This is a genomic window from Streptomyces sp. NPDC052107 (assembly GCF_040680215.1).
Classification (GTDB): Bacteria; Actinomycetota; Actinomycetes; order Streptomycetales; family Streptomycetaceae; genus Streptomyces.
This window is the reverse complement of sequence record NZ_JBFAWG010000202.1, coordinates 1-4,888: the sequence shown is the minus strand read 5'-3', so window position 1 is coordinate 4,888 and position 4,888 is coordinate 1. Positions and strand designations below refer to the sequence as shown.

Genomic DNA, 4,888 nt, shown 5'->3' with positions numbered 1-4,888 from the left:
TCCGCTTCAAGCGCGCGCCGCGCGGTAGCCGACAGGCGCACACGGAAGGTGTACCGGGCATGCCCGGTGCCCTTCGTGGCTGCCTCTGTCGTCATGCAACCGAACCTACCTGAGAGGACTGACAGTTGAGAGTTCGTGATCATTGTGGACACCACCGCCGTGCGGGATGGACACCGGATCGCCCTGACGGCCATCCGGCTATCCCTGCCCTGCTCCGCAGGAGCCCGATTCCTCCCCGGCCCGAAGGCCAGGGCATCCTCGGAGGAACCCGGTGAACTCACTCCATATCCGATCGAGAACGTCGACCAGCTGGACGAGCGGCGCGCTCGCGCCGGAGCCCCACGCCGAGTACGACGCCGTCATGCGCCGGACGTGCAGCTGACGCCTGCATGCCCTCGTGTTCTGTCACGCGGCCGCAGCAGGCGAAGCCGGTCGTGGGCCGGGGCTAGGGTTTCTGCCATCGCTGTGCTCGGCTCGTCGCGCTGCTTCTTGTCGTCGTCGGCCCGGCCCTCGTCGGCCTCGGCTATGCCGTCCACCGTCGCCCGGAACTCGCTCAGCCTGGTCGGTATGGCCACCGCCGCTGTCGGTGTCCTCATCGGCTTCCTCCGGGCCGTGGCCTTGTGACCAGCCGTGGTCGGACTTGGAGCGGGTGGCCGCGAGGCGTGGTCGGGGCCGGTGGTCGAAGCTCTTCCGGCATGGGGACCGCGTCCCTGTGGGGCGGGGCCGGATATCGCCCTTGTGACGGAGGGTGCCGGTGTGGTTACGGCGGTGGCTGACCTGATGCTGATCACTGGGGGCAGCCATGCGTGTGAGCGTGCCGGCTTTGCGGGCCGTGGCGCTGTGCGGTGCCGTGGCGCTCACTGGTCTGTTGGCGGGATGCGGTTCTGGCGGGTATGACAAACCGGCACCGTCGACGCCGGCGTCCTTGGCTGGTGCCGCAGCCTCGGCGAGCCCGTCGGTGCCGGCGGATCCGCAAGCGGCCGAGCGGGACCGGGCGTTGGCGGTCTATCGGGCGATGTGGGTGGAGTAGATGAAGGCCTACGGCAAGGAGTCGGAGCAGGGCACTGAGCAGGGCCCTCAGGCCGAGAACATCGTCCGTGGCGAGTCCCGCATGATCCACCATGTACAGTGGCATCACCGACGCGGGGTGGAGCAGCTCGGTAGCTCGCTGGGCTCATAACCCAGAAGTCGCAGGTTCAAATCCTGTCCCCGCTACCAGGAAAATGGGCCCGCACGCGCGGGCCCCTTCTGCGTCGCCACCCCGCTCGCCGCGCCTTCGCCCGGACCGTCCAGCTGTTGGAGCTCTTCCTGCACCGCGGAGGCCGCATCCCCGCTGCCCGCGCGACCATCCGTGTCGGCGGTGACACCGTCAGGATCGGCGCCTGGCTCGCTAAAGCACGTATGAAACGCCGCGCCAGCCAACTCCCCGACGATCATGTACACCTGGTCGCAGCCCTCTTCGACGGGAACTGGACGGAGGAGGGTGCACCTGCCGCCGCTGTCGCCCCACCCCAGTGGTAACATCTGTTACCATGCTGGTATGGCGAAGACACAGCTGGGCGCGCGCGTGGATGAAGACGTTGCAGAACTCGCAAAGAAACGCGCCGCCGACCTCGGACTGAGCATCGGCGACTACCTCGCCCGTCTCGTGCAGGATGACGCCAGCGGCCTGCGCGCCCGCGCAGTCGACGCAGCCGCCCGCTTCCTGGCCGAACATCAGAGCGTCTTCGACGAAGCCGAGGACGCCCAGCAGGCACTGCGGGGAGCACACGCCGCCTGATGGATCTGAACATCGACGTGCCCTGGATCCTGCAGGTTGCCGAGGTGGCCGGAGCGAACGATCCGGCACCTGACGATTACGGCGTTCCCATCTCGGCGGTCGCTCGCCACCGGGCCGAGCTGTTCGAGCATGCCGTCTACGACGGCCCCTACGCCAAGGCCGCCGCCCTGGTGCACACGCTGGGCCGCTGCCGCTGGCTGGAGCGCTCCAACCTCGCCGTCGCCGCCGCATCCGGCGTCATGTACCTCGAGGCCGCCGGAATCACGGTCAAACCCGCCCGCGAGGACGCCATCGCCCTCAAGGACCTGCTCCTGGATCCGGCCTGCACCGCCGGGAAGATCGCCGCCCTGCTGCGGGCCTGGCCCACCACCACCTGAAACGACTTGGTGGCCCGCCCCGCACACTGGGGCGGGCCTCGCTGCGGCAGGACACCAACCACCAAGGGGGAACGCAGATGGATGTGGGCTCGGTGCTCGGCGGCATAGGCCGGGCGGCGGCCGGGGTGGGCCGGTTTCTGTGGGAGGTGGTGACCGCGCCGACCACGGGCACGGAGGATGACGCCCGGTTCGAGATCGGCAGGCTCGCGGAGAAGATCGAAGATGAGGTCCCGGAGGAGTTGCGGGACCGGGCGTGGGGTCTGGTCCTGAAGGCGCTGTACGAGGTCCCTTGGGAGATCGAGCAGTTGGTGGAGGAACACCAGGGGCCGGACCACGAATAGGCCGAAGGGCCGCCGGCCAAGCATTGATGCTGGCCACGACCCTCCCCGGCCCCCGCTTGGGGCGGGATCACTTGGACAGAGCGCCCCCGCTACTCGCGGCGTGGGCCAGCGCAGAGAAGACGGTCTCGCCGCCGGTCAGGCACTGCTTGACGTGGACGCCGTCCAGGACGAGGTCCATCGCAGACAGAGGGAAGCCTGCCGTGAGGCGGTCCCGGGCGATGGCGGCCCCCATACCGACGGCGGCGATCCAGGCCTGCATCTCCTTGGACCACACCCCCAATGGCGCCCAGGTGCGTCCGGGGACGCCGAACTGGGTCACTGTGCGCCGAGGTGAGGCTGGATCTCGACGGTGAAGACGGCGTCGTCGGGGCCGGTGCCTTCTTCGTCCACTCACACGATCACGGGTGCGTGCTGCTCGCAGATGCCGTTCACCTTCCACTCGGTCGCCAGGTCGGTGACGACGAGCGCGGCGACGTACTCGGCGCCCTGCCTGGGGGTATCGGTGGTGATCTTTCCCCGCCAGCGATGGAGCGGCCGCCGAGGGGGCGCCGGCCAGCGGAGCCGTGCGGCTCCTCCACCCGGTACGCCCACGTCCTCTCGGTGCCCATGACACTGATCCTGTCACCGTAAGGAGCCTCCTGCGCCAGAGATCACGCTGCGTCGAAGTCCGACCGGGGCCGCACCTCCACGACGAAGTCCGCATCCTTCATCTCGCCCGCCTCGTCGTGCCAGAGGAAGACCCGCACGTGCATCGCGTGACGCAGGCCGGTCCTCTCCCACTCGGTCATGAGGTCGGCGACGATGCGGCCGATGGCGCGCTTGGCGCCCTCGTCGGTGTCCGCAGCGGTGATCGCGCCGTGCCACTGTTCGGGGTCGCTGCCGTAGGGGCGCCAGCCCTCGGACCCGTGCGGCTCGAACACCCGGTACGCCCAGTCCGTATTGGTGTTCATAACACCGATCGTGTCACCGCAAGGAGCCTCATGCGCCGCATCGGATCGACGCCCGCCCAGCGCGGGTGCGGAGCGAACAACAGCTGCCCCGACGTCCTGGAGCTGGAGGACGGCGACTTCCTCGTGATCGGCAAGCTCCACCTCCTGACCGCCCCGGAGGCGGAGCGGATGAACGAGGTGGGCGCCTCGATCGGCGAGGACGAGTCCGTGGTCCTGGTGCCGCGCGACTGCATCCTGGCCGCCGCGAAGCAGCTGGCGTCACAGGGGGTCGCCGGGGCGGAGTGAGAGGGGGGCGGCCGGCTGACTCGAACACCGGAGCGGACAGCCTCATCGCGCCGCGCGCACTTGCTTGCGCCCCGCCGCACTCGAGGCCATGGTCGCCGAGGCGATCGTCGATGCCTACGGCGAGAACGAACAGCTCGCCGCCTTCCAAGCGGTCATCGAGGACCGCCTGGCCCTGCCGTTCGCCACCGTCGTGCTCGGCATCCCCGTGACCGTCACCGCCCTCCAGGACCGACCCGGCAGCCCCATCACCGCCTGGTGCGGACACGGCCGGCACGCTCAGGCGATCGGCATCCTCGACCTACCGCCGCCCGACCCCGCGCCTGAGGGATGGGCCTGGGGGGAGGCGTACCGGCACTGGGCAGCCTAAAGCCGCCTACGCCGAGCGGTCGGGGCAGACCGCCGGCCACACCGTGAGCAGCCAGGTGCCCTGCGCGGCGCAGGTGGGCGTCCGGCGAGTGTTGCGGTCGCTGCCTGTTCCTGCGCCCGGTTTTTTGAGTGGATGGTCCCGGCCTGGCTACCTGGTCCGGGACCTGTCTATGGCGGGCCGCCGGGAGCGGCCGGGAGGCGCGCTGGCCGGCGCGTGCGATGCCACGCCACCGGCACCGTTCCTCTGACCTGGTAGCGGGAGGGGCCCGGATGCCGGGCGTTGGTCCGGGCCCCTCAGCTGGGCACGCGTCCACGGGGGGCTGCACGCGTGCCGTGCTCAACGCCAGGGCACGCAGGAAGGTCACGCCGCGCCCGTGCGCTACAGGTTCGGCTGGTTTCAACGAGCCATTGCTGAATGGCGTTGACGTCTTGGCGCCGGCGGCGTCGACGCGGCGGGCGAAGTCGGTGGCGTCGAGGCCGCCGGGCTGAGCGGAGCCGTAGAAACGTTGGCAGCCGGCTGCTCAGCGCTCGTACCGGAATGTGGCCACCCGGTACCCGCCCCGGCGGCTTCGGGCCTCCTCGACGCGCCAAGCGCGGGGGCACCCCCTTCAAGGGGCACCCCCTTGAAGGGGACACCCTCTTGAAGGGGGTGCCCCCGGGCTTGGCGCAACGTGCCGATTGAGGTTGTGTCCAACTAGTAGGACTCCGTTAGGTCTGTCTCGATCTTGGTGCCGTGTGTATCCCGCTGGGCAGGGGCTGGTGGCAGGTGGTGCAGGTGCCGGTCCAGCA

Annotated in this window: 9 protein-coding genes and 1 tRNA gene; 6 read left to right on the top strand and 4 right to left on the bottom strand. The window is 69.8% G+C overall.

Annotation, left to right across the window (positions count from 1 at the left end):
* Nucleotides 1-359: 359 nt before the first annotated feature.
* Complete coding sequence (locus AB0M27_RS46740) at nt 360-596, bottom strand: hypothetical protein (protein ID WP_365732299.1); 237 nt, start codon at nt 594-596, stop codon at nt 360-362.
* Between the two features lie 545 nt (nt 597-1,141).
* Here AB0M27_RS46740 and AB0M27_RS46735 point away from each other — a divergent pair.
* From AB0M27_RS46735 to AB0M27_RS46720, 4 genes are all read left to right on the top strand, one after another.
* A tRNA-Met gene (locus AB0M27_RS46735) sits at nt 1,142-1,218 on the top strand.
* A gap of 322 nt (nt 1,219-1,540) precedes the next feature.
* On the top strand, nt 1,541-1,780 hold the full coding sequence (locus AB0M27_RS46730; RefSeq protein WP_365732298.1) for a hypothetical protein: 240 nt from the start codon (nt 1,541-1,543) through the stop codon (nt 1,778-1,780).
* Complete coding sequence (locus AB0M27_RS46725; protein WP_365732297.1) at nt 1,780-2,157, top strand: fic family toxin-antitoxin system, toxin component; 378 nt, start codon at nt 1,780-1,782, stop codon at nt 2,155-2,157. Before AB0M27_RS46730 ends, AB0M27_RS46725 begins: the two co-directional genes overlap by 1 nt.
* A gap of 77 nt (nt 2,158-2,234) precedes the next feature.
* The gene (locus AB0M27_RS46720; protein WP_365732296.1) at nt 2,235-2,498 is read left to right on the top strand and encodes a hypothetical protein; all 264 of its coding nucleotides are present in this window, start codon (nt 2,235-2,237) and stop codon (nt 2,496-2,498) included.
* A 67-nt stretch (nt 2,499-2,565) separates the two neighbouring features.
* On the opposite strand, the gene AB0M27_RS46715 is transcribed toward AB0M27_RS46720, so the two are convergent.
* The 3 genes from AB0M27_RS46715 to AB0M27_RS46705 all read right to left on the bottom strand — a co-directional run bounded on the left by AB0M27_RS46715 (nt 2,566) and on the right by AB0M27_RS46705 (nt 3,448).
* Nucleotides 2,566-2,817, bottom strand: coding sequence for a hypothetical protein (locus AB0M27_RS46715; protein ID WP_365732295.1), 252 nt, complete (start codon nt 2,815-2,817; stop codon nt 2,566-2,568).
* A 71-nt stretch (nt 2,818-2,888) separates the two neighbouring features.
* A complete protein-coding gene (locus AB0M27_RS46710; protein ID WP_365732292.1) occupies nt 2,889-3,089 on the bottom strand; it encodes a hypothetical protein in 201 nt (66 codons plus the stop codon).
* Nucleotides 3,090-3,148: 59 nt separating this feature from the next.
* Complete coding sequence (locus AB0M27_RS46705; RefSeq protein ID WP_365732291.1) at nt 3,149-3,448, bottom strand: hypothetical protein; 300 nt, start codon at nt 3,446-3,448, stop codon at nt 3,149-3,151.
* 30 nt (nt 3,449-3,478) lie between these two features.
* On the opposite strand from AB0M27_RS46705, the gene AB0M27_RS46700 reads away from it, so the two are divergent.
* Together AB0M27_RS46700 and AB0M27_RS46695 are read left to right on the top strand one after the other, a co-directional pair.
* Entirely contained in the window at nt 3,479-3,733 is a 255-nt protein-coding gene (locus tag AB0M27_RS46700) for a hypothetical protein (RefSeq protein ID WP_365732290.1), read from the top strand.
* A gap of 88 nt (nt 3,734-3,821) precedes the next feature.
* Nucleotides 3,822-4,100: a hypothetical protein gene (locus AB0M27_RS46695; RefSeq protein WP_365732289.1), complete on the top strand. Its 279-nt coding sequence runs from the start codon at nt 3,822-3,824 to the stop codon at nt 4,098-4,100.
* Nucleotides 4,101-4,888: the final 788 nt, after the last annotated feature.

What these genes read in the sequence shown, in the direction of transcription:
- AB0M27_RS46740 (WP_365732299.1), bottom strand. Translation starts at nt 596, where the DNA reads ATGAGGACACCGACAGCGGCGGTGGCCATACCGACCAGGCTGAGCGAG.
- AB0M27_RS46700 (WP_365732290.1), top strand. Translation starts at nt 3,479, where the DNA reads ATGCGCCGCATCGGATCGACGCCCGCCCAGCGCGGGTGCGGAGCGAAC.
- AB0M27_RS46730 (WP_365732298.1), top strand. Translation starts at nt 1,541, where the DNA reads ATGGCGAAGACACAGCTGGGCGCGCGCGTGGATGAAGACGTTGCAGAA.
- AB0M27_RS46705 (WP_365732291.1), bottom strand. Translation starts at nt 3,448, where the DNA reads ATGAACACCAATACGGACTGGGCGTACCGGGTGTTCGAGCCGCACGGG.
- AB0M27_RS46720 (WP_365732296.1), top strand. Translation starts at nt 2,235, where the DNA reads ATGGATGTGGGCTCGGTGCTCGGCGGCATAGGCCGGGCGGCGGCCGGG.
- AB0M27_RS46695 (WP_365732289.1), top strand. Translation starts at nt 3,822, where the DNA reads ATGGTCGCCGAGGCGATCGTCGATGCCTACGGCGAGAACGAACAGCTC.
- AB0M27_RS46725 (WP_365732297.1), top strand. Translation starts at nt 1,780, where the DNA reads ATGGATCTGAACATCGACGTGCCCTGGATCCTGCAGGTTGCCGAGGTG.